This window comes from Sinorhizobium sp. P24N7 (genome assembly GCF_042436655.1).
GTDB lineage: Bacteria > Pseudomonadota > Alphaproteobacteria > Rhizobiales > Rhizobiaceae > Sinorhizobium > Sinorhizobium meliloti_A.
Window position 1 is genome coordinate 150,564 of sequence record NZ_JBHMIW010000004.1, and the last position, 22,640, is coordinate 173,203.

Below are 22,640 nucleotides of genomic sequence, written 5' to 3' on the forward strand. Positions count from 1 at the left end.
CCTTCAGCCGAGATAGGTCTGCGCCAGCAGTTCGGACAGCCGTTCGAGATCCTGCATCAGGCGCCTGTAGACGGCCATATCCATCTGCTCCGGCGTCATGATCGCAAGCCCGGAATGAAGCCGCATCGTCTCGCGATAGAACGGTGACATCTGCCCGTTGACGAAGGCATTCGGCAGGAGCTCGACCTCTTTCTTGATCTCGTTGAGCTGATAAAGCACCGAGCGCGGATTGAGCGGATCGAGCGCCAGAAGGTCGGTGACCGTCGGTGCCGCCGTGTTGACGTTGTAGCGCCGGCGGTGCGTCATGACGCTGTCGCCGATCTCCAGCAGCATGTCATAGGCGCCGTCGGGAGCCTCCGGCCCGGACATGTGGCCGAGCAGTCCCGTCATATGCAGGCCGCGTTCGAGATAGCGTCCGATCGACAGGAACCGCCATCCCGTGAAGCGATACATGTTTTCGTGCACCAGGCCCGCGAAGCCGGCGAGTTTTCGCAGAAGGACCGTCATCGCGTGCGTGGCGTCGTCGCCCGCCTGAACGGTCGCGTGGAACTTCCGCGCCGTTCTGGAGAGGTCGTTGAGCGCGAGCCACCCGTCCGGCGAGAAGCGGTCGCGGATGTTCCCGGCGCTGAAAAGGGCGCTGTCGATACTGGAAAGCAGGCTGTCCGGTACCGGCTCTCCGGTGTTGATTCCGAGTACGGCGAGGTAGTCGCTCACGTCCTTCAGGAGCGGCATGTTCGCATCGGCGGATTCGGCGAAACGCCCGTGCCAGGCGCGCAGAACCCGAAGGGCGCCTTCCGCCCTTTCTATATAGCGGCCGAGCCAGAAGAGGTTGTCCGCAGCCCGGCTGGGCAGGCTGCCGGGCAGGTTTCGGGTGAAGCTCTCCTCCGCCGGAAGCAAAGTCGTGCGGTCGACGGGCTTGCCGCTCACGATCCAGACGTCGGCGGCAGTGCCGCCGGCCTGCATTGCTATTGCCGCCACGTCATCGCCGGAGCCGATGCGAGCGAAGCCGCCCGGCATGATCTGCCAGCCGTCGCGCGTGCGCGCGGCAAACACCCGGAGGCTCATCGGTCGAGGTGTGAGCCGGCCAAGCACCCAGGCCGGCGTCGTCGACAGCGTAACGGCCTCCTGGCCCACCAGCTTGCCGCCGTCCGCGGCGAGCCATTCGCCGACGGAGGTCCCGGCGCTTTCGCGAAAGGAGGCGCCGAGTACCGACTGGCCTTCGTCGTCGAAGAAGGGCCGCGTCGAATAGGCCGGGCCGATGACCATGCGCTCGATATTGCCGGCGACATGCCGCCGTTCGGCTTCCTGTCCGCACCACCAGGTGGCGATCGACGGCAGCTTCTGCTCCTCGCCGAGCAGATGACGGCAGATCGCCGGCATGAAAGCCAGGAAGGCACGCGTTTCCAGGATACCGGATCCGAGTGCATTGACGATCGAGACGGAGCCGGCCCTCAGCGCCTCGACGATGCCCGGGGTGCCGATATGGGAGGATTGGTTGAGCTCCAGCGGATCGGCAAACGATGCGTCGAGGCGGCGCCAGAGCACACCGACGGGTTTCAGGCCGGCCACCGTGCGCACCATGACCCGTCCTCCGACAACCGTCAGATCCTCGCCCTCGAGCAGCATGAAACCGAGATAGCGGGCAATGTAGGCATGCTCGAAATAGGTCTCGTTGGCGAAGCCCGGCGAGAGCACGGCAATGCGGTCGTCCGCATGCTGCTTGTGCCCCTGCAGCGTGTCGCGGAAGGCGCCGAAGAATCCCGCCAGGCGATGGACATGGCTTTCTGCATAGAGGTCGGAAAAGGCGCGCGTCGTCGCCACCCGGTTCTCGAGCGCAAAGCCGGCGCCGGAGGGCGCCTCGGTCCGGTCGGAAAGCACCCACCAGTTTCCGTCGGGGCCGCGTCCGATCTCGAAGGAGCAGAAGTGCAGAAAATGTCCGTTCGCCGGTTCGAGACCGACCATCGGGCGCAGGAACTCCGGATTGGAAGCGATGAGCGCGGGGGGCAGAAGGCCGGCCTTGACCAGCCGGTTCTCGCCATAGACGTCGGCAAGCACCCGCTCGAGCAGTTCGGCCCGCTGGACGAGGCCGGCGGAAACCGTGGCCCATTCCGCCTCGTCGATCAATACGGGAATGTGCGAAAGCGGCCAGCCGCGCTCGGAATTCTCTTTGCCGTAGGCGCGATAGAAGACTCCGGCATCGCGCAGGTACCGGTCCGCGCGGGCGAAGCGGTTGGCAAGATCCGTCTCTTCCATGCGGCCGAGCGTCGCGAGCAGTCGCTGCCATACCGGCCGGACGTTGCCGCGCGCGTCGAGCATTTCGTCGGCGACGCCGGGCAAGGCGCGATAGCCAAAGGCCCCGCCGCCCTCGATTCGGCTCATCTGTTCCGGCCCTGCCGCCTGCCTCTTCGCCATTCCAACTCCTGCCGGACGCCCCGCTCGCGCAACATCATCGGCTGAACCGCCGATTTCGATTCGACCATGTATCACAAATATGGAATGTTTCGCTGGCGAAGCTTTCGGCAGATGGCCGGCAGGCCCGTTTGAGCTGCCGGCTTCGCCGCTTGCGTGCATGTCCCGTTTCTTCAGACGACCGGCGGGTTGATCCGCGCGAAGCCCTCCTGCCGGTAATAGGGGAAGTAAGGGTAGGGGGCGGTCGTCACACTCGCCGCGTCGAGGCGGGCAACCGCCTCGGCGGTGAGCGACCAGCCGACGGCACCGAGGTTCTGTCTGAGCTGCTCTTCATTGCGCGCGCCGATAATGACACTCGAAACGGTCGGGCGCTGGAGAAGCCAATTGATGGCGATTTGCGGAACCGTCTTGCCGGTTTCCTGCGCGATGGCATGGAGAACCTCAACGACGTCGTAGAGCTTTTCCTCGTCGACCGGCGGCCCGAAGGCGGCGGTGTCGTGCAGGCGGCTGCCCTCGGGCCAGGGCTCGCCGCGGCGGATCTTGCCGGTGAGCCGCCCCCAGCCGAGCGGGCTCCAGACGAGTGCGCCGACGCCCTGATCGAGACCGAGCGGCATCAGTTCCCATTCGTAATCGCGGCCGACCAACGAATAATAGACCTGGTTGGCGACGTAGCGCGGATATCCGTGGCGGTCGGCGGCGGCGAGGGATTTCATCAGCTGCCAGCCGGAAAAATTGGAAACGCCGACATAGCGCAGCTTGCCCGAGCGCACGAGCGTGTCGAGGGTCGACAGCACCTCTTCGACGGGCGTTCCGGCATCGAAGGCGTGCAGTTGCAGCAGGTCGATATAGTCGGTTCCGAGCCGTTTCAGCGCCTTTTCCACACCGCTGATCAGGCGCGAGCGCGACGAGCCGGCGGCGTTCGGCCCTTCGCCGACAGGAAGCGACAGCTTCGTCGACAGAATGACGTCGTCGCGCCGGCCCTTGATCGCGGCGCCAAGAACCTCTTCCGAAGCGCCGTCGGAATAGACGTCTGCCGTGTCGAAAAGATTGACGCCCGCCTCCAGGCAAATGTCGACGAGGCGGCGCGCCTCGGACGCATCCGTACTGCCCCAGGCGCCGAAGAGCGGCCCTTTGCCGCCGAAGGTGCCCGCTCCGAAGCTGAGGACCGGTACTTTCAGTCCCGAGGAACCAAGCCGTCGATATTCCATAGGTGCAACTCCACTCTTGCCCATGAATCAGTCACATGAAGATGGAGCTGTACTCGCTTTGGATATAGACTGTCGCCGGGAATATTATCTGTGAGCTGAATTCATATGTCGAGACCCTCGGTCAATCGCTCGGGCGAAATGGAGATCTTTGCGAAGGCGGTGGAGCTTGGCGGATTTTCGGCTGCTGCCCGCCATTACCGGATGACGCCTTCGGCCGTCAGCAAGCTCGTGCTGCGCCTCGAGGAGCGGCTTGGCGTGAGGCTGGTGAACCGCTCGACGCGAAAGCTGCAGCTGACGCCGGAGGGACATGCATTCTACGACCGCACGGTGCGCATCCTCGCCGATATCGACGAGGCGGAGCGATCTGCATCGGCCGGCGAGAGCCCTGTCGGCCGGGTCCGGCTGAACGTCAACGCCTCGTTCGGCACCCACGTCCTGATGCCGCTGGTGCCCGAGTTCCGGGCGCATTTTCCTGCCGTCAGCCTCGACATCGTCATGACCGACGCCGTCGTGGACCTGATGGAGGCGCGCGCCGACGTGGCTGTCCGCGCGGGGCCGCTGAAGAGCTCGACGCTGATTGCGCGCAAGCTCGGGGCGACGCGGATGATGATCGTGGCGGCACCGTCCTACATAGAACGGTACGGAATGCCGTCCTCGCTCGAGGAGCTCAAGGAGCATGAGCGGCTCGGCTTCTGCTACGCGCGCGCCGTCGACGGCTGGCCGTTGAGGAGAGGCGGGGAAACGGTGGTGCTGCCGGCCTCAGGGGCGGTACAGGTGAGCGATGGCGAGGGGTTGCGCCAATTGGCGCTTGCCGGCGCCGGGCTGGCACGGCTTGCGGAGTTCACCGTAAGGGAAGACGTCAGCGCCCGGCGGCTCGTGCCGGTTCTGGAAGACCTTAATCCGGGCGATCTCGAGGAGGTTCACGCGGTCTATCTCGGCCAGGGCGGCGCTCTGCCTGCGCGCGTCCGCGCCGTCCTTGATTTCCTCGCCCGCCATGCCCGCGTCACGCCGGGGCAGGACGCGGGCAGGCGCCGGACTTCGCCGGTACCGGCACCGGCATGAGATGATCGCCGGAGCAGGACAGCGGCGAAGATGTTCGCCGCCTTCCCGCATTTCGAGAGGCGCCAACCTTCAGCGTTTCGGCGCGACCAGCGCGAAGAGCGCCCCTTGAGGGTCGGTGAACTGCGCGATCCACGCTCCGCCGGGCACTTCCATCGGACCCATCAACAGCTTCGCGCCGCCGGATTGCGCCCGGTCGATTGCCGCGTCAATCGCCTCGACATTGAAGTAGTAGAGCCAGAAGGGATTGGGAACCTCTCTCGGTCTGGTCATCATCCCGCCGATCGGCTGACCATTATGGGCGAAGATCTGATAGATGCCCATCTCGCCCATATCCATCGCCTGGTCCTTGGTCCAGCCGAACAGCTTGGAATAGAAGCTGAAGGCCGTGTCGAGGTCGCCGGCCATCAGTTCGTGCCAGCCGATATTGCCGGCAGCCATTTGTTCCATGGCCGGTGGCGGATCGCCGTCGCCCCTGAAGAGGGCGAAGGCGGCGCCGTGCGGGTCGGTCACGATCGCGAAGCGGCCGATATTCGGAATGTCCTCCGGCGCTCGATGGACCGTTCCGCCTTCGGCGGCGAGTTTGGCGGCGGTCTCGTCGACATCGTCGACCGCGATATAGCCGAGCCATGCCGGCGGTATCTGCATGTCGAGCGCACCTTCCGGCATCGTCATGAGACCCGCTACCTGGTGGTCTCCGGCGGAAAAGAGCGTGTAGTTCATGCCGGGCACTCCCGCGTCGCGCGCGCTCCAGCCAACGATGTCCCTGTAGAAGGCTTCCGCCGCCTTCACGTCCGTCGTCATCAGTTCGTACCAGACGAATTTCCCATGCATTGTCGGTCCTCCGGTTGTTCTGGATGTGTCGTTGCGGGCGGCGACGGACGGTCGCGTGGGGGAACGCGAACGCAATCGAAGGCTAGTTCCGGTCCGTCCGCACGCGCTTCATGTCGTTGTCGACCTGAAATCGTGAACGTGATCGCCTGTAAGTCAGCGCGGAATGCGGGCGGAAAACCGCGCGCACTTTTCCTCGATTCCTCTCTAGCGGCGGCGGTATTCCGCGCGCATCATTTCTTTCCAGTCGCCGCTTTCGGTCTGGACGCGGGCCGTAAGGGTCCGGCGGTTCGCGTCGATGAGCGTTATTCTATCCTGATATCGTGCGGTCTTGCCGGGATTTTCGAAGTCGGGGCCTTCACAATTGAGGGCAAGCGTCTTCCCGTCGTCCTCGATCACGCCGTCATAGACCCACATATGCGTCATCATGGATCCTATCCAGGTGCCGAGATAACGCTTGGTGTCGGGATTGTAGCCGAGCGTCATCAAAGTCTGGCCGGGGCTTCCCCCGGGCATGATGCCCTGTCCCTCGCACACGACCCAGAGACCGTGCATCGAGCGGACGTTTTCGATCCAGGGCTGGCTGTCCTCGCCGCTTCCCGTCGAATCCTCCGACGTGACGGTCCACTCGCCGAGCAGCTGTTCCAGCCATCGGTGTTCTTCCTGCGGCTCTATTTTCACGATTCCCTCCCATGGTCGTGCACAGCCGTCCCCTTCGCCGGGCGCGGCGCTGAAACGTCGCTCAGCGGCCGAAGGATCCTTCCGTGCTTCCTTTGCGCTCGCCTCACGCCGGCGCTTGACTAATTATGTTGATATCAACATTACTATTTTATGTCAAAGCCGCTGCCGATACCTTTTTCCACCACGCTCTTCGTCAGGGACACCTGCCTGTGCCTGCATGTCCAGCGCGCCGCCCGGGCGCTCGCCCGCCGGTTCGACGAGGCGCTGAGGCCGCTCGAGATTACCAATGGTCAGTTCTCGCTGATGATGTCGCTCAACCGGCCGGACCCGCCGAGCATGAGCGCGGTTGCCGCCGTGCTCGCCATGGACCGCACGACCTTGACGGCGGCGCTGAAGCCGCTGGAGCGACGAGGCCTTGTAGAGGCGTTCGCCGACCCTGGCGACAGGCGTCTGAAACGCGTGCGGCTGACGGCGGAGGGCGGCCGGCTGCTGGCCGAAGCCCTGCCGATCTGGAAGGCAACCCATGAAGCGCTCGACGAAGGTCTGGGGGAGGGCGGCGCGCAACGTCTGCGGGCAGATCTGCTCGCACTGACCTGATGGGGCCGGCAAGCGCGCCGAGAAATCGCGAGCGGAGGGAGCGCATCATGGAATAAGCGGGGCAACTCGCTCGTCTCTACGCCGCGGAGGAAAAATGGGACGAACCGGAAGCATCGAGGCGGGAACGCGAGCAGCCCTGATCGGGTATCATGCGCTCGCGCGTTGAACGGAGACTGGAACCGCATTATGCGCGGCTTTTCGCTTATGCCGTCGCGCTTTCGCGCGATCGCGACGGAGCACAGGATATCTTCCAGGAGTGCATCGCCCGCGCCTTGGATGCGCGAAGCGTGCCCGAAACGGAGCCGGCATTTCGCGCATGGCTCTTCGCCATCCTTCGGAACATCTTTATCGACCAGTCGCGCTTGCGCCGCCGGCGCTCCGACCTGGAACAGGAGTTCGTCACGGACCTTGTGCCCGCGCCGGTCGCCCCTGAAACCGTGCTGGTCGATGCATTTTCGGTCCGCCAGGCGTTTACCCGCCTCAGCACCGAGCATCGCGAAATCCTCGCGTTGGTAGACATATCCGGTTTCAGCTACGAGGAGGTGGCAACGATGATCGCCGTGCCCAAGGGTACCGTCATGAGCCGGGTCAGCCGCGCAAGGCGGGCGCTGGCGTCACACCTCGGCGATGCCAATGTCGTCGCACTCGCGCCGCATCGAGAAGGCCGGAAATGAGAGAAAACGACCTGGATCCCGATATTTTGAGCGCCTATATCGACGGCGAACTCGAGCCGGAGGAGGCGTCGCGGGTCGCACGTCTGATTGCATCCGATGAAGCCGTGGCGCGGCGCGCGGCCAATCTGTCCGAGATGAAGGCGGCAGTTGCGGGAATGGCTCCCGAGATCGTGGTGGTGACGGTGCCGCGTCCGCGGCCGGCCAGCAGATGGATGCTGTCGTTTGCCGCGGGTGCGTGTGCCAGTCTGCTGGTCTTTGCGGTGGCCTGGTTCGGCCTGGCAAGGGCACCGGTGTGGGTGCCGGCGGGGCTGCCCGGGGACGCGGCGGTTCGCGATGCCGCGCTGGAGCATGCGGCCTGGATCGGAGGCTCTTTCACGCCGCCCATGCTCCCGGCCTCCTCACCGCCCGATGTTTTCGTGCCGGAAATGTTCGCGGCCGGACTGACGCCGGCCTTTACGCGCGAAACTTCCGTGAATGGGGAGGCCGCATCGCATACGGGCTATGTCGGCAGCTCCGGTTGTCGGCTGAGCCTCTTCCGGATCGGTCGCCCGGACGCGGAGCACGGTTTCGACATGTCGATCGATAACGGCCTGCTTCATGCCTCCTGGTCGGGTGACGCCGCAAGCTTCCTGCTTGTCGCCCGGGGAATGGACGAAGCCCGTTTCGCCCTTCTCGCCGGCGCTCTGAAACTGGCGAGCGAAGGGGATGGCCGGGGAAAGCAGAAAATAATCGCAAGCCTCGGCGCGACGCGTGCGCCGTGCATCGGCTGACGCTGCGCCCGATCGGACGCGCGACGCTGCCAGTTCAGAAAAATGATCAGCCGGAGGGAATTTTCCGGTGCGTCGTTCGTCTCTTCCAGTCATTTCGGGGACGATCGGATCGGCATGCTGCCATCCGGGAAAAGGAGACGCGACTTGACTGAGATGCTGACCATGAAGCGGCGGAGTTTTCTGACCGGGAGCGCCGGAGCTGTCGTTGCTGCCGGAACCGCTGGGCTTGCAGAGGCCAAGGAGACGACGCCTCTGCCCGACTATCTTGCCTGGAAGGACGCCGATGCGCTGATCGTCCATAGCGACAAGACACTGGAGACCAAGCGGAGCGAGTTCGGCACCAGCGTCATCACGCCCGAGGAGAAGCTCTACATCCGCAACAACGTCAACACGCCTCCGGAATCGATTCTTGCCGATCGCGACGGATGGAAGGTGGAGATATCAGGCGTAAAGGAGCCGCGGACGCTCACGGTCGCCGAACTGAAGACGCTGGGCCTGGTGACGGCGGCGACTGTTCTGCAATGTTCAGGCAATGGGCGCAAATATTTCAAGGATCAACTGACGGAAGGTCAGAAAATGAGCGGCACGCCCTGGACGGTGGGTGCTGCGGGCTGCGTCATCTGGAGCGGCGTCCCTCTGAAGGCCGTTGTCGAGGCCCTCGGCGGCCCGGCGGAAGGCGCCCGCTTCATCACGGGGACGGGCGGTGAGGAGCTTCCGGCAGGGCTCGACCCCAAGCTTCTGGTGGTCGAGCGCTCCGTCCCGATCTCGAACCTCGATAATGTGATCCTGGCATGGGAAATGAACGGGAGGCCTCTTTCCCTCGCCCATGGGGGCCCGCTGCGCATGGTCGTCCCCGGCTATTCCGGCGTCAACAACATCAAATATGTCAAGGCTGTCGCCCTGACCGAGGCCGAGACGGACGCGAAGATCCAGAAGTCCAGCTATCGGGTGCACGCACTCGGAGAGAAAGGCTCTCCCGACCAGCCGTCGGTCTGGGAGCAGCCGGTGAAGTCCTGGATCACCACCGCGCAGGAGGCCGCAAAAGCGGGCCCGGTTCAGATTGCCGGCGTCGCCTTCGGCGGAATGAATGCCTGCAAGAGCGTGGAAGTCTCTGTGGACGGCGGCCAGACGTGGCAGGAAGCCGAGTTCGTCGGACCCGACCTTGGACGTTTCGCCTGGCGCGTCTTCGTCCTCTCGGCCGACCTGGCGCCCGGGACCTACACGCTCGTCAGCCGTGCGACGGACACCGAGGGCAACGTACAGCCCGAGGAAAGCGAAATGAATGGAGCCGGCTACAGCCATAACGGCTGGCGTGCGCCGGGCGTCAAGCTCACTGTCTCCTGATGAAACGAAGGGTTCCGCTGCGCATGCCGCGGAACCCTGTTTCACGATCTTTTCCCATCAGTTTCGGATCAGAACATGACCTATGCTTCAAGCCGCCGGATCGCGGCCGTGCTCACCTGCGTAACCATCGGCCTGTCGACGATCACGGCATCCGCCGAAGAAGACAAGCTTGCGCTCGGTAAAGAGATATTCCTCGAACGGTCGGAACCCCAATGTGCGCTCTGTCATACGCTGGCGGATGCGGAGGCCGTCGGGGAAGTCGGACCCAACCTCGACGAACTCGCACCGGACGCGGAGAGGGTGAGCACGGCCGTCATCAACGGCATAGGCCCGATGCCGGCCAACGAAACCCTCACGGACGAAGAAATCGAGGCCGTCGCGCTTTATGTCTCGACGGTTGCCGGAAAGGCCGAGTGATCGGCGTCATGCGAGCGTTGCTCGTCAAGCAGAGGAGAGTGCGTTGAAGACAAGAATGATGCTTTTGGCAATGTTGGGGGCGGCGTACGCAGGTCAGGTACAGGCCGCGGAATTTCGCATCGAAATGCTGAACAAGGCCGCCGACGGCCGGATAATGGCATTCGAGCCCGCAGTCGTGCGTGCCCAGCCCGGAGACACCATCACCTTCGTGGCGACGAACAAGGGGCACAATTCAGCTCTGATGAAGGGCGGTGCGCCGGAAGGGGTAGAGAGCTGGAAGGGCAAGATCAACGAAGAGGTCAGCGTGACGCTGAGCGAGCCCGGTGTCTACATGTATCAATGCACGCCGCATCTGGGCATGGGCATGATCGGCGCCATCGTGGTCGGAGAGCCGGCGAACCTCGAAGCGGTCAAGGGCATCAAATATCCCGGAAAATCGAAGGCGGCCGCGGAGAAGATCTTCGCGGAAATCGAGCGCGGCGGCTGACGGACGGTTGCTTGCGCTTGTAGCGGGACGAGGAAAATTGCGTGCGGTTTTCCGCACGCATCCCGCGCCTTCTTGGAACCGATCATGATTTCAGGTCGGCCCGACCTAAATCATTGTGAGTTCGTGTTTTCCTGATTTCTGATTTCTGTGCTTGTCACAAGCACCAGCAGCGCTGCCTTCGCGGCGTGGGGGTTCTTTCCAGCCCAAGGACTTGGGCTGGCTGGATTCCCGTGGAGGCACGGGTATGAGGAGCGCGAGGGTAGCGTAGCGATAGCCGGCGATACCGCGGCTGCCGTCTTTTGTTTGCAACAACCGTTTTGCAGGCGCTTACGGCGGGGCCGCCGCACCGCGCTCGCGGAAGAGCGCGATGATTTCTCCGACGAGCACAGTCGCCCGCCGCAGCTTTTCCTCTCCGACTTCGCTGCCAAGCTCATTCGCCCAGACGGCCTGGCGTGCGGTGATCTCTGCGAGGACCGTTTCGCCCCGCGGAGTGAGCACAATCAGCTTCGCGCGCTGATGGGCGGGATTGTCCCGGTACTCGATCAAACCCTCGGCTTTCAGAACGTCGGCAATGCGCTGTACCCCCTGCCGGGCGAGCCCGAGCGCGCGCGCGGTATCGGCAACCGACATGGCAGCATGTCCAGCCGCGGCCAGAACCTGCCAGCGGGCGCTGCTCTGGCCGGATGGTTGCGCGAGCCTATCTCCTTCGGAGGTCAGATGTCCGGCGAGGCGAAGAACCGAGATGGCGAACTCTGCGAAGGCGTCGCCGGGCGGTGTACGAGAACTTGGATTCATATTGACAACATATTGTCGTTTCGCTTAGATGACAACATGTTGTCACTATGCTCGATGCTTGGCAAGCCTGCGATCATTGAACATCAAGGAATCTGGAAGATTTAAGTTCAAACGGGGAGAAACGAGATGCAAAAGACCTATCAGGGCAGCTGCCACTGTGGACGGATCCGCTTCGAGGTCGACATCGATCTCGAAGCGGGAACCAGCCGCTGCAATTGCTCGTACTGCTCGAAACTGCGTTATTGGGGCGCAAGCGTTAAGCCGGAGGATTTCCGGCTGATGTGCGAGGAGGCAGGCATCGGCGATTATCAGTTCGGCACGATGAGCGGCCATCATCGGTTCTGCACGGCGTGCGGCGTGACGCCCTATGGCCACGGCTATGTCGAAGAGATCGGCGGCGCCTTCGTCTCCATCAATGTCGCATGCCTCGACGGGGTCGATCCCGCCGAGTTTGCGGCCCTGCCGATCCAATATATGGACGGGCTCCACAACAACTGGTGGAATGCACCGGCCGAGACCCGGCACATGTGAATTGACAGCTCCGAAACGAAAAGGCTCCCGCCGCGGCGGGAGCCTGTTCGACAGCTGCAATGCCGTTAGCTTAACGGTCGCCCAGATCTCTCACGGCGCCGCGGTCGGCTGATGTCGCAAAGGCCGCGTAGGCCTTGAGCGCGGTCGTCACCCGGCGCTTGCGTTGCTCGACCGGCTTCCAGCCCTTGGCGTCCTGTTCGGCGCGGCGAGCGGCAAGCTCGGCCTCGTCCACCCGCAGACTGATGGTCCGGTTCGGAATGTCGATATCGATCATGTCGCCCTCGCGCACCAGCCCGATCGTTCCGCCGTTCGCCGCTTCGGGCGAGACGTGGCCGATCGAAAGACCGGAGGTGCCGCCGGAGAAGCGTCCATCGGTGATCAGCGCACAGGCTTTGCCGAGACCCTTCGACTTCAGGTAGCTCGTGGGGTAGAGCATTTCCTGCATCCCCGGTCCGCCCTTCGGCCCCTCGTAGCGGATGACGACGACGTCGCCGGCCTTGATCTCGTTGGAGAGGATGCCCTTCACGGCGGCGTCCTGGCTCTCGAAGACGCGCGCCGGGCCGGAGAATTTCAGGATGCTCTCGTCCACGCCCGCGGTTTTCACGATGCAGCCGTCGAGCGCGATGTTGCCCTTGAGTACCGCGAGGCCACCATCCTTCGAAAAGGGATGTTCGACCGACCGGATGACGCCGTTTTCGCGGTCGGTATCGAGCTCGTCCCAGCGTGCCTCCTGGCTGAAGGCGACCTGCGTCGGAATGCCTCCGGGAGCGGCGCGGAAGAAGTTTCGGACAGTGTCGCTCGACGTGCGGGTGATGTCCCAGCGGTCGATGGCGGCGCCGAGCGTCTCGGCGTGGACAGTCGGGCAGTCGCGGTTGATAAGGCCGCCCTTGTCCAGCTCGCCGAGGATCGACATGATGCCGCCGGCCCGGTGTACGTCTTCCATGTGCACGTCGGCTTTCGCCGGAGCGACCTTCGACAGGCACGGGACCTTGCGCGACAGCCGGTCGATATCGTCCATGGTGAAGTCGATCTCGCCCTCATAGGCGGCGGCAAGGATGTGGAGCACCGTATTGGTCGAGCCGCCCATGGCGATGTCGAGCGCCATGGCGTTCTCGAAGGCCTGCTTGGTGGCGATGTTGCGGGGCAGCACCCGCTCATCCTCCTGCTCGTAATAGCGGCGCGCCAGATCGACGACGAGGTGGCCGGCCTCGACGAACAGGCGCTTGCGGTCGGCATGGGTCGCGAGCGTCGAGCCGTTGCCGGGCAGCGACAGGCCAAGCGCCTCGGTCAGACAGTTCATCGAATTGGCCGTGAACATGCCGGAGCAGGAGCCGCAGGTCGGGCAGGCGGAGCGCTCGATGATCTTGACGTCCTCGTCGGAAATCTTGTCGTCGGCGGCAGCGACCATCGCGTCGACGAGGTCGAGCGCATGCGTCTTGCCGTGCAGCACCACCTTGCCGGCCTCCATCGGCCCGCCGGAGACGAAGACGGCCGGAATGTTGAGGCGCAATGCCGCCATCAGCATGCCGGGGGTGATCTTGTCGCAATTGGAGATGCAGACCATGGCGTCGGCGCAATGGGCGTTCACCATATATTCGACGCTGTCGGCGATGATCTCGCGCGAGGGCAGCGAGTAGAGCATGCCGTCATGGCCCATGGCGATGCCGTCGTCGACCGCGATCGTATTGAATTCCTTGGCGACGCCGCCGGCCGCCTCGATCTCGCGCGCGACGAGCTGGCCGAGGTCCTTCAGATGCACATGGCCCGGCACGAACTGCGTGAACGAGTTCACCACCGCGATGATAGGCTTGCCGAAGTCGCTGTCCTTCATGCCCGTCGCGCGCCAGAGGCCGCGGGCGCCGGCCATGTTGCGGCCGTGGGTGGTGGTGCGGGAGCGATAGGCAGGCATGAACGTGTTCCTTCACGGACGAATGTCATTAGGCGGATGTGGCGATCGCAGAGCGCCGTTGCAGGGGGGTAGTAGCGCAAAATTGCGCGCGCGTCATCTTCCGCGCCAGATTATTTCCGGCGGCGCGTGCTCGCACCGGCTCGGCTCCGCGCAAGAAAAAAGGCCGGGCTGAACCCGACCTTCCTCAACACCTTCAGCCGATGCCAGTACATCCGTGGTCAATGGCGAGGTGGGTATCTCTTAACAAGCGAACATGAAGACCATGTGACAACGATTCGAAAACCCGCGCGCTTTCGACAAGCCGGCAGAATCGCCGCCGTTTAGAGGTTCCGGACCGGGCTTCGGTTACGGGCGGAAAATGCTCTGCTCGGATCAGCGAGGCTGGGGGAATTGAAAAAGGGCTTGCGGTCTCCCGTAAGCCCTTTTGAAACTGGGATGGTGGGCGTGACAAGGATCGAACTTGTGACCCCTACGATGTCAAAATCGTGCCCGCCGTCCGCCCGCCTTTTGCTAAAGATGAAAAGGCGCCACTGTATTCAATGAAAACAATCACCTATCATCAGATAAGAGGTGTTCCGTGGGATAGCAGCAAGGGCTAGCCGGTGCTAATTGGAGGTGAGTTTGTGGCCTGTTTGTGCCCCACTTGGGGACTAAGTTGGCACCATTTGGCACCGTCTACGCCGGAATTCCCACGGCCTCTATGACGGAAACGCCATGCTCATCAAAATCGAGCCCGAGCGCATAAATGGGAATAGGTTCACGCTCCCGCGCGCCTTCCACGGTGACGCCACGGCACTTTGCAACACGTTGCAGGAGGTGGGTGAGGAGAAGTTTGCCTCTGAGATAACTCTCTGCCCAGGACGTTAGCATTTTCAGTCGATCACCACCCCAAACTGCTCTTTCAGGAAGTCAACCGTCTTTGGATCCCGCAGTTTACAAACGATGTTCTGGTTCGCGAACAGACCCTCTGCCCACTTCGCCTCTGGGAGAGGGATCGTCCTCAGCCACTCCACTCCTACAACGTATTCCGACCGCTTTGGATCATCCCGATCATGAGCGAGGTTTGGCTGAACCAGCGCCTGATCCAGAAGTGGTCCCTGGCGTGTCTCGAAGTCCCGCGCCATGACGGCAGTCGAAGCGACCTTTCCGTAGCCCACATATCCGGCCTGCTTCTGGTAGGCAAAAATCGGATCTCCGATCTGCAGTCGCTGCAACGGGCCTGAGTACCAATCACCGCCCCCTGCAGAGATGAAGCCCAGCCGACGCATGTCTTCCCATGCTCGGTTGCTGCCCTCACCTACATTGACATACCAGAGGCCCGACCATGGGGCTTGGACGCGCGCCTCGGACCGCTCGGCAACTTCGGCTTGATCCAGCAACCAGTCCGTTGCCAGCAGCGTGCGGCCCTCGTCCTCGAAGACCGAAAAGAAGGCCGTGTTTATCGCAATATCGTGCCTCTCCGATAAATAACGGACGATACGCTGGGAAGAGGCGTCGAAGGCGCTGGCAACGATCACCATGGAGTGGGTTTCATTGAGAGTTTGCGGTAGAGCAGCACCGAACCGCTCCCGAAAAGTCGTATCGAGTTGCCCGTTCAAATACCCAGTCGCGAGATCATGCACCTGCCGGGTTGTAAGGTCGGACACCCAGCTGGCATAATCGAGAACCTGCGCAATGATCTCTCGCGGCGTGCGGTCTCGCTTAAGTTCGATAATAACGAGGTTGCCATCCGCGTCGATGCCCAAGAGGTCGATCCTTCCACCGAACTCCGTCACGACCTGCCTGCCGATGACGAGGAGGTCGAGACCGAGTAGATCAGGCTGACGCTCAATCCACCCCTCTATCAAGTTCTCGTTGACGAGTTTTCCGCGCGAGATGGGTTCCAGCGCACTGCCCGAGAGCCGATAGAGCCGGGTCATGTGGTAGTCGCCTTTCGTCCGCGTCCAGCCTTTGTGGTTGTTCCACGTTCAGCCCTAATCCGATCCAGCAATACACTGGCGGGCTCGTCGGTCGGGTCTTGTGGCACCAGTTCGCCCCGGAAGGCTTTGGCGAGTACGGCCTGGTCGAGATGGTCGATCAGCTTACGGGCGCTGGTGGCGTCGGAGGCTAGGCGGTCGATCCATATAAGCGCGGCGTCGACGCGGCGAACTATTTCCACTTGCTCAGCCACGCAAGGAAGCAGCACAGGCGTTGACCGTATGGCGCCCATTGACAGGGAAGGTTGAGCTACCGCCTTCGACGTCATGAGAAGTAGTTCTCTTCCCTTCGATGACCGGAAGAACAATTCTAGATAGCGGCTAATTGCTACGTCTGTGAATGGACGAGCCATCGCTATGTTTGGACCGAGGAAGAAGTCGTCTGCTTCTGGCACGACTGCCACATTTCCAGTTCCGGCCCCGACAAAAACAACTAGGAGTTCGCCCCCAAGAAGTCGGGAGCGGGTCAACCCTCCAACAGCGTCGGATGCTACACGAGAGTAATCCGTCTCGCGAAAACCCTCGGGCCCTGCATTTTCAGCCTTGATTACCCGAAGATCGCCGTTTGGACTGTACTTGACGTGCTTTGTGTACTCGAACCCCGCCAACTTTGTCACGAAAGCGCAATCGCCAACCTGCCGCCAATGCCAATGTGCGGGCGCGCTCCACATCCCGGCGATCTGATCTGGAGTAACATCTCCGGTCTTCTGTACGCGCGTTCCGGTGTTTGCGGAACTGCGCAAAGTTATCCGATTGCTCGAAGCCTCACTCGGTTCCCCACCTCCCTCAGTTCGCCACTCCTTCGTCAAATCCCCCCGGAATGCCGCCGCGAGCACGGCCTGTTTGTATTTAGCCACAAGACGGGGGATGTGGTTGAGGTGATCGCGGGCGCGTTTGGTTTTGCTGATAACGCTGTCGATTTTCGTGACGATCCGCTGCTGCTCCGGGAGTGGGGCTATAGGGGCCGCAATTTCCGCCGCCCGGCTCCCAGACAGCTCTTTGAACGTGGTGCCGCTTGCTTTGCTCTCGGCATAGTCCACCGATGCAAGAAGATAGTGCCTCAAATACTCCGGACGGATGCCGCCCTTCAGAACAAAACTCTTGAACCCCTGATTGGTGGTGATTTCGCCCGAGGCAACAGCGCAATAGCCGATGGGTGCTCTAGACGAAAACAATACTGTGCCCGCTGGCATAATGCGGGCTGCAGATACTCGATAGCCTCTTTCGCTCAGATCACGTCGACCCCGAGCGATGTAGGTTTCTGAATATCCAGTCAAGTCAGCAGGTGTGAGCCAAGCAATTCCCTCGCCCGCGAAGTTATTCTCATCTCCGGTTGGCGGCGTACCGCCCCCAACCACATCGGCAATCTCCCCCACGGATGCCCAAGACCAGGTTTGAGGAATTTCCCACCGCTCTTCACTCATTCCGCAGCCTCTACGATGGCGGCGGCTTCTGTGACCCTATCCGGCTCCAATTCTTCCGACAGCGCCTCGATCTCTTCCAGCGCGGCCCAGAGATGGCCGATGATAGCGGCAGCAATGTCCTCCGGCTCGGTCAAAGCTTCCTCAGCCTCGGCTTCTGTGTCGCGGAGCCAGCTAATGTCGAGATTGTCATTGCGAGCCGCGATGGTCTCACGGCTGAAACACCGCCAGCGTCCATCCTCACCCCGTTCCTGACGCTCCGCTTCGCCGTTCGCGTCCGCGCCGTAAGCCGCCTCGAAGTCAGCGAAGTCGGCGACTGTCAGCGGACGCGTCTTACCGAAAGCAGGCATGTTCGCCCGCAAATCATAGACCCAGACGGCACTGGTATTGCCTTTGTCGGTCCTGCCGCGCTGGAAGAAGAGCACGTTGGTCTTGACCCCTTGCGCGTAAAAGATGCCGGTCGGTAGCCGCAGGATCGTGTGCAGGTCGCAAAGCTCCATCAACCAGGTGCGCAGCCGCCGCCCGGTGTTGTCCTCAAACAGCACGTTGTCGGGAACGACCACTGCTGCGCGACCCCCGGGCTTCAGGGCACGGACGATATGCTCGACAAAGGCAAGCTGCTTGTTCGATGTGTCCGCCGTCACCGAGAAGTCGGAACGGGTCGGACGACCGCCCCCCTTTTTGGTGCCGAAGGGCGGGTTGGTCAGGATCAGATCGGCCTTTGACAGCGCCTCGCCATCTGGCGACAGCGTGTCGACGTTCACCACGCCGCCCTCGATCCCGTGCAACAACAGGTTCATCATGCAAAGGCGATGGGTGTCGGGGACGAGTTCCGCCCCGACAAAGGCGTTGTTGCGTTGGAAATGCGCCTCCTCCGGCGAGAGTTTATAGAGATCGTCGGTGTGATCCTTGATGTAACGGTCAGCGCCGACGAGGAAGCCAGCCGTACCCGCTGCCGGGTCCTGCACGACTTCTCCAGGTTGCGGCTGCATGAGACGGACGATGCAATCGATCAGCGGACGCGGCGTGAAGTATTGCCCTGCGCCGGATTTCTTGTCGGCGGCATTCTTCTCCAAAAGGCCTTCATAGAGATTGCCCAGTCCTTCCTCGCGCGCGGAGAACCAGTCGAGCTGATCGATGTTGGAGGTCAGCGCCTTGAGGTTGGTCGGCTTTCTGAGCCGTGTCTGGGCATCTGTGAAGATGGCACTTACGAGACCGTCCTTGGCCTTGCCCAATTCGAGCAGCATCGCCTTGTAATAGTCGAGCTGCTCGATGCCTTCGCCTGCGGCTAGGGCGCTCCAGCGATAGCCCTCAGGTAAACGCTCCTCGCGTCCCGTTTCCTCCAGCATCTTCAGGAATAGGAGGTAGGTGAGTTCGGTCACATACTCGTTGTAGGTGACGCCATCGTCGCGCAGGACGTTGCAGAGGCTCCAGAGCTTGGCAACGATATCAGTGGTGGTGGTCATGCTTCGTCTCCGTCACGAACCACACCCTTGGTGTTTAAGAGAGCGTGCTTTCCCAGGAATTTGATCAAGATCGTTTCGATCTTAAGGCACAGGTCTGCATCCGGCACAGCAAGAAAGGCGCCTCGGACAACGAGAGGTGCCTTGAACCAAAAGCGCGTTTGATGATCCTTGACCCGAATGCGGACGCTCTTACTTGATTTCCCGACATAGACCGGGCGGTCGGTGATATCGTAGAAGACATACACACCGCTTGATTGCGGCACCGTCTCTAGATCAGTTGGCGTAAAGTCCACCCACTCGAAACCTGGCAGGGGAATGGACTGGCTCTCGATCTCAGCTTCTACGGCCGCCGGGATGACTTCATTTAACGCATTTGCCAGCTTCTGACGGGTCTCTTTGCGAGGGGACACAGTGTTCCCCTTAACGATGTTCCAGATCCCGGTGTAGGTGATCCCGGTTTTATCCACCAAAGCCCCGATTGTGAGACCCTTTTGCTGCATCTCATGGCGCAGCCATTCGCCAAAAACGGAGCCGTCTCCATCTGTAGAATTGTCTGCAGGTTCCGAAATTTCCTCAAATACGCTCATGCCTATGCCGTTTTCTTCCACATTTCTTCATTGATCCCGGCGAGGATGCCTTCAAGCTCCCCGCCGAACACCTTGTTGAGGCGGTTAAAGCCTCCATCGGCAATAAAAGGCTCCTTGTCGATGGCTTCGCGATCAACAACCACTTCTTTTTCGATCTGCTCTCCGATCCGCTTCAGCCAACGCTTTTGCGGCTCGGTCCATTGGCGGCTGGCGATAATGACGCGCATCGCCGACCTCACGCGATCTTCGTAAGGAGTGAGCGGATCGCCAATCGCCGCCTGGCGCACGAAGCCTATGATCGAGGCCGCGATCTCCTCGTTTTTCGCATCCGCCCAGGCACGGCGTAGATTGGCTTCCGAATAGCCCCTGCGGTCGAGCGCGAGGCGAAGCTCCTTCAGGTCGGCACGGGTGAGATCGCGTGGGCGTGTCACGACGAGCTTGAGTGCGGCGATGCTGTTCACATTATCGCGGACGAAGGCCACGAAGCTATCGAGGAAGTCCTCCGGCTTCTGCGCCTCGCCGTAACCTCGTGTAACGGTAACGACCTGATCACTGTGGGGAGAGATCGGTACGATACGAGGGGTGCCGGCATCGCCCTGCCAATCGAGGATCGGACCTATTCCAACGCGAACTTTCAGCCAGGCAGAAAGCGCGGGCGCGTCATCAGCCAGCAACCGTTGCAGCATCGCCTCCGGCGTTTCGCCCGCGACTGCCTCGAACCGCTGCCGCGCTTCCTCCGGTAGCCTCTTGAGGCGGCGGCGGAGCTTCACGGCCATCTGCTCGCGAATGGTCTCTCGATGGGGATCATCGGTCGCCTCGACGATCTCGCGGACAAGCTGCTCGAAGCTGATCGATGGATTAACGACGACCGGCTTCATGTCTGTCAGGTTCTGCAGATGCGGGTAGAGATCGACAGCATCGAAGATACGGAACACCTCCTTGCCGATCCCGGAGCATTGTCGCGTCGCGCGCCCGATCATCTGTTCGTAGAGGATGCGGCTGTTCACCCGACGCAGGAATACGAGGTTGGTGATCTTCGGCACGTCAACGCCGGTGGTCAAAAGATCAACCGTGACGACGATCTGTGGATTGGCATCGTTGCGGAAGGACCGGATCAGGTTCTGCACCTTGTCGACGCTGCCGGTGATCTTCTTCACCGCTGCATCGTCGATCTCACCATAGGCATCCCCAAACGCCTTCTTGATCGCATCAACCACCATGTCGGCGTGGGCATCGGTGGCGGCGAAGATCAGCGTCTTGCCGGGGAGCGCCGGATCGATGTGCTTCGCCAGTTCCTCGGCGACCACGCGATTGAACTCCGGCGTGATCACCTGCTTGTTGAACTGCTCCACCTCGAAATGAATTTCGTCGGGTAGGGTCGCCGTGTTGATCTCGCCGGTCTCCGGGACGAGATACTCGACCTGCTGCCCTTCCGAGAAGCCGATGCCCGACCGGGCCAGAGCGGTTTCGATCCGGATCGGTGGCTCGTGGTCAATCAGGTGGCCGTCAATCACTGCCTCCCGATAGGAGTAGCGGAAGATCGGCTCGCCAAAAATGTCGGTGGTATGCAGCGCGGGCGTGGCTGTCAGGCCGATCTTCACGGCATCGAAGTATTCGAGCACGCGCCGGTACTTGGAGATGTAGTCCTCTTGGCCCCGGAAGCTCAATTCGGCGTCGGACATCTCCCGGTCAAGTAGGTAACCGCGATGGCACTCATCTATGACCATGAGATCATACTGATCGACGGGCGGAGCGTCGGCGGTGTCGGCAGCATAAAGGACGCGCTTCACTAACCCCTGGATCGTGCAGATGTGGACCTTGGTTTCCAGATCGGGCGTGACGTCCTCCAGCCCCAGGAGGCCGAAAATCTCGGCAAAGGTCTTGCCTGATACGACCTTAGTGGTCGAGAACTCGCCTTCAGTCTGGTGACCAAGGGTGCTGCGATCCACGACGAAGCAAATACGTCGGAAGCGTTTGGCTGACAGAAGCCGGTAGAGCATGGCAATGGCGAGCTTGGTCTTGCCGGTGCCAGTCGCCATCGCAACCAGCATGGACCGTTGCTCAGCAGAGAGCGCTGCCTCCACGGCGCGGATCGCAGCCTCCTGATAAGGCCGCAGCGGAAAGCCGAACTCGAACGGCTGGGCCTTCAGCGTTGCGTTGGCCGCATCGAGATCGATCTCCAGCAGCCGCGCAATGCCGTCCGGCGTCACCCAGTCCACCAGCGCACGGCGGTGATTGGAACCCCTGCGGGTATCGCGAAACCAGATGCCGCTCTCGGTCTCAATCTGCTTCAGGTAGGAACGGCCGTTGGCGGCGAAGACGTAAGGAACGCGATGCTCCCCCCACGGGCCGCCAGCCGAGACGAAGTCCGCGCTGTGCCTGATCCCAATTGAGTAACGTTCGGCCTGATCGATGGCAGCGGAGACGTTCTTGCGGCGGCGCTTCGCCTCAACGACGCCAACCAGCATGGTGCCGATGAACAGCGCGTAATCGGCGGGGCCGTTCGCCGTGGGCCACTCGGCAATCGCCATGTTACGTCCTTTGGCGGGACGGATACCCGCACCGTAACGAAGTGATTTGGTATCTGCCTCCCATCCCCGGTCTCGAAGCTGCTGATCTATAATGGCGCGGGTCTGGCTTTCATCTAGGTCGATCCTGACTGCTGCCTGCTCGCCCCGCTCGACAAGCTCCTGAACCTCGATGGGAGTGGCGGCTGCTGCCGCCGCTTGGAGGCTAGCGAGCTTGGCAGCGATGGCTTCCTTCTCCGCCTCGCTTTCTTGCGCAAGCTGCTCCCAGGTTGCCCTCTCCTCCGCCTGACGCTTCAACCGTTCCTCGATCGTCTCGCGAGCGCGAGCATGTTCCTCGGCCTCACGACGGGCAGAAGTGGCCGCGTCCTCGCTCTCCGCAACTTTGCGCCGCAACTCCTCGATTTCCTCGCGAAGCGGTGCCGTGGCATTGATGGGCCCCCGTGGCGGGACAAAAGCGCCGGGACTGAAGCCTGGCTCCTTTCCATAGGTTCTGTGGAACCAGACACCGAGCGAGCGGGCGAATTTGAGTGAGGTCAGCGCGTTGGCGTGGTTACCCTCGGCCTCGTGGACGGCGGTGTTGCCCGCCTTGCGCAGCGTGTGGAAAACGTCGGCGACCTCTTGCGGGATGACCCTGTCGTAGGAGAGACGCCGCAGCGTTTCCTCGAAGGTTTCTCGTTCGTCACGGTAGGAGCCATGACGCGCAGCGATCATCTTCGCCATAAGTTCGGCGAACTGCCGTAGCTTCACGATCGATGTCGATGGATCGTCGCTGAAATACTGCTCCGCAAACCCGCCCAACAATGCAAGTCGCCTGTCGTGCGCTTCAAGAAACTCAAAGTTCAGTGATACAACCATACCCGCTCCCCGTGGCTGCAATCATTGCACGAGATGGTGAGTATCTGTCCAGCGCCTGAGTGGGATTGTAGGCCTTGCTAGGGGAGCTATCCCAG

The 22,640-nt window shown here is 62.0% G+C and carries 19 protein-coding genes; 8 read left to right on the top strand and 11 right to left on the bottom strand.

The window, feature by feature from the left end:
* Positions 1 to 3: 3 nt before the first annotated feature.
* Positions 4 to 2,412, bottom strand: a complete 2,409-nt coding sequence (locus tag ACFHWW_RS08200; protein WP_379937945.1) for a circularly permuted type 2 ATP-grasp protein — start codon at positions 2,410 to 2,412, stop codon at positions 4 to 6.
* 170 nt (positions 2,413 to 2,582) lie between these two features.
* Positions 2,583 to 3,617, bottom strand: coding sequence for an aldo/keto reductase (locus ACFHWW_RS08205; protein WP_324762350.1), 1,035 nt, complete (start codon positions 3,615 to 3,617; stop codon positions 2,583 to 2,585).
* 105 nt (positions 3,618 to 3,722) lie between these two features.
* Between ACFHWW_RS08205 and ACFHWW_RS08210 the strand changes: the two genes are divergently transcribed.
* Positions 3,723 to 4,679: a LysR family transcriptional regulator gene (locus ACFHWW_RS08210; RefSeq protein ID WP_379937947.1), complete on the top strand. Its 957-nt coding sequence runs from the start codon at positions 3,723 to 3,725 to the stop codon at positions 4,677 to 4,679.
* A gap of 69 nt (positions 4,680 to 4,748) precedes the next feature.
* On the opposite strand, the gene ACFHWW_RS08215 is transcribed toward ACFHWW_RS08210, so the two are convergent.
* Complete coding sequence (locus ACFHWW_RS08215; protein ID WP_379937948.1) at positions 4,749 to 5,510, bottom strand: VOC family protein; 762 nt, start codon at positions 5,508 to 5,510, stop codon at positions 4,749 to 4,751.
* Positions 5,511 to 5,714: 204 nt separating this feature from the next.
* Positions 5,715 to 6,188, bottom strand: a complete 474-nt coding sequence (locus tag ACFHWW_RS08220; RefSeq protein WP_338277111.1) for a DUF1579 domain-containing protein — start codon at positions 6,186 to 6,188, stop codon at positions 5,715 to 5,717.
* Between the two features lie 150 nt (positions 6,189 to 6,338).
* On the opposite strand from ACFHWW_RS08220, the gene ACFHWW_RS08225 reads away from it, so the two are divergent.
* The 6 genes from ACFHWW_RS08225 (at position 6,339) to ACFHWW_RS08250 (ending at position 10,477) form a co-directional block, all read left to right on the top strand.
* Positions 6,339 to 6,785: a MarR family winged helix-turn-helix transcriptional regulator gene (locus ACFHWW_RS08225; protein ID WP_018096742.1), complete on the top strand. Its 447-nt coding sequence runs from the start codon at positions 6,339 to 6,341 to the stop codon at positions 6,783 to 6,785.
* A gap of 149 nt (positions 6,786 to 6,934) precedes the next feature.
* The gene (locus ACFHWW_RS08230; RefSeq protein WP_379937949.1) at positions 6,935 to 7,459 is read left to right on the top strand and encodes an RNA polymerase sigma factor; all 525 of its coding nucleotides are present in this window, start codon (positions 6,935 to 6,937) and stop codon (positions 7,457 to 7,459) included.
* Positions 7,456 to 8,229, top strand: a complete 774-nt coding sequence (locus ACFHWW_RS08235; RefSeq protein WP_018096744.1) for an anti-sigma factor — start codon at positions 7,456 to 7,458, stop codon at positions 8,227 to 8,229. The genes ACFHWW_RS08230 and ACFHWW_RS08235 overlap by 4 nt, the downstream gene beginning before the upstream one ends.
* Before the next feature lie 144 nt (positions 8,230 to 8,373).
* Entirely contained in the window at positions 8,374 to 9,573 is a 1,200-nt protein-coding gene (locus ACFHWW_RS08240) for a sulfite oxidase (protein ID WP_018096745.1), read from the top strand.
* A 75-nt stretch (positions 9,574 to 9,648) separates the two neighbouring features.
* A complete protein-coding gene (locus ACFHWW_RS08245; protein ID WP_379937950.1) occupies positions 9,649 to 9,990 on the top strand; it encodes a c-type cytochrome in 342 nt (113 codons plus the stop codon).
* 43 nt (positions 9,991 to 10,033) lie between these two features.
* The gene (locus tag ACFHWW_RS08250; protein WP_026168789.1) at positions 10,034 to 10,477 is read left to right on the top strand and encodes a pseudoazurin; all 444 of its coding nucleotides are present in this window, start codon (positions 10,034 to 10,036) and stop codon (positions 10,475 to 10,477) included.
* Between the two features lie 327 nt (positions 10,478 to 10,804).
* Here the strand turns inward: ACFHWW_RS08250 and ACFHWW_RS08255 are convergent, their stop codons facing one another.
* Positions 10,805 to 11,272, bottom strand: a complete 468-nt coding sequence (locus ACFHWW_RS08255; RefSeq protein ID WP_379937951.1) for a MarR family winged helix-turn-helix transcriptional regulator — start codon at positions 11,270 to 11,272, stop codon at positions 10,805 to 10,807.
* Between the two features lie 126 nt (positions 11,273 to 11,398).
* On the opposite strand from ACFHWW_RS08255, the gene ACFHWW_RS08260 reads away from it, so the two are divergent.
* The gene (locus ACFHWW_RS08260) at positions 11,399 to 11,803 is read left to right on the top strand and encodes a GFA family protein (RefSeq protein WP_018096749.1); all 405 of its coding nucleotides are present in this window, start codon (positions 11,399 to 11,401) and stop codon (positions 11,801 to 11,803) included.
* 70 nt (positions 11,804 to 11,873) lie between these two features.
* On the opposite strand, the gene ilvD is transcribed toward ACFHWW_RS08260, so the two are convergent.
* The 6 genes from ilvD to hsdR form a co-directional block, all read right to left on the bottom strand.
* The gene (gene ilvD, locus ACFHWW_RS08265; RefSeq protein ID WP_018096750.1) at positions 11,874 to 13,712 is read right to left on the bottom strand and encodes a dihydroxy-acid dehydratase; all 1,839 of its coding nucleotides are present in this window, start codon (positions 13,710 to 13,712) and stop codon (positions 11,874 to 11,876) included.
* An 872-nt stretch (positions 13,713 to 14,584) separates the two neighbouring features.
* Entirely contained in the window at positions 14,585 to 15,631 is a 1,047-nt protein-coding gene (locus tag ACFHWW_RS08270; RefSeq protein ID WP_379937952.1) for an endonuclease NucS domain-containing protein, read from the bottom strand.
* Complete coding sequence (locus ACFHWW_RS08275) at positions 15,628 to 17,112, bottom strand: restriction endonuclease subunit S (protein WP_379937953.1); 1,485 nt, start codon at positions 17,110 to 17,112, stop codon at positions 15,628 to 15,630. The genes ACFHWW_RS08270 and ACFHWW_RS08275 overlap by 4 nt, the downstream gene beginning before the upstream one ends.
* A complete protein-coding gene (locus ACFHWW_RS08280) occupies positions 17,109 to 18,575 on the bottom strand; it encodes an N-6 DNA methylase (protein WP_379937954.1) in 1,467 nt (488 codons plus the stop codon). The genes ACFHWW_RS08275 and ACFHWW_RS08280 overlap by 4 nt, the downstream gene beginning before the upstream one ends.
* Entirely contained in the window at positions 18,572 to 19,183 is a 612-nt protein-coding gene (locus ACFHWW_RS08285) for a hypothetical protein (protein ID WP_379937955.1), read from the bottom strand. The genes ACFHWW_RS08280 and ACFHWW_RS08285 overlap by 4 nt, the downstream gene beginning before the upstream one ends.
* Positions 19,165 to 22,545, bottom strand: coding sequence for a type I restriction-modification system endonuclease (hsdR, locus tag ACFHWW_RS08290; protein WP_379937956.1), 3,381 nt, complete (start codon positions 22,543 to 22,545; stop codon positions 19,165 to 19,167). Before hsdR ends, ACFHWW_RS08285 begins: the two co-directional genes overlap by 19 nt.
* Between the last annotated feature and the right edge of the window lie 95 nt (positions 22,546 to 22,640).